Source organism: Rhizobacter sp. P3_C12, from assembly GCF_056402735.1.
Map to the genome: position 1 here is coordinate 1 of NZ_JBFUGW010000638.1, position 731 is coordinate 731.

A 731-nucleotide genomic window follows, 5' to 3' on the forward strand; every position below is an offset into this window, starting at 1 on the left:
CGCCATGCCTACCGTCGACTCCGAAGCCGCCTATCTGGCCAACAAGGCCCGCGACGCCCGCTTCGACGGCCGCTGGTTCGTCGGCGTCACGTCCACCGGCATTTATTGCCGACCGATTTGCCGCGTGCGCACACCGCGCCGCGAGAACTGCGTGTTCTTCGACACGCCCGCCCAGGCCGAGGCGGCCCGCTTCCGGCCCTGCATGAAGTGCCGGCCCGAGGTGGCGCCCGGCCCGGGGCTCGCGTGGACGGTGATGGATGCATCGCGCACGCTGGCCCGCCAGGCGGCGCACTGGCTGGACCATGCGGCCRCCGAAGAAGAAACACCGTCGATCGCCGCGCTGGCCGCGCACCTGGGCGTCAGCGACCGCCACCTGCGCCGCATCTTCGCGGCCGAGCATGGCGTGACGCCGCTGCAGTACGTGCAGACGCGCCGCCTGCTGCTGGCCAAGCAGCTGCTGACCGACACGCGGCTGCCGATCGCGCAGGTCGCGCTGGCCAGCGGCTTTCGCAGCCTGCGGCGCTTCAACGCGGCCTTCGCCGACAGCTACCGCATGAGCCCGACCCGGCTGCGCGGCGATGCAGCCGGCGAGTCGGTGTCGCCGGACGACGGCGTGACCGTCTCGCTCGGTTTCCGCTCGCCGTACGACACGGCCGCGATGCTGCGCTTCCTCACGGCCCGCGCGATACCGGGCGCCGAGGCGGTGGAAGCGGCCCGCGTGCGCCGCAGCG

At 73.0% G+C, this 731-nt stretch carries 1 protein-coding gene; it reads left to right on the forward strand.

Annotated features, from left to right (window positions below):
• Positions 1–4: 4 nt before the first annotated feature.
• Positions 5–731 (forward strand): bifunctional transcriptional activator/DNA repair enzyme AdaA (locus AC1DXV_RS35115; RefSeq protein ID WP_477938116.1); only part of this gene is annotated, 727 nt, incomplete at its 3' end.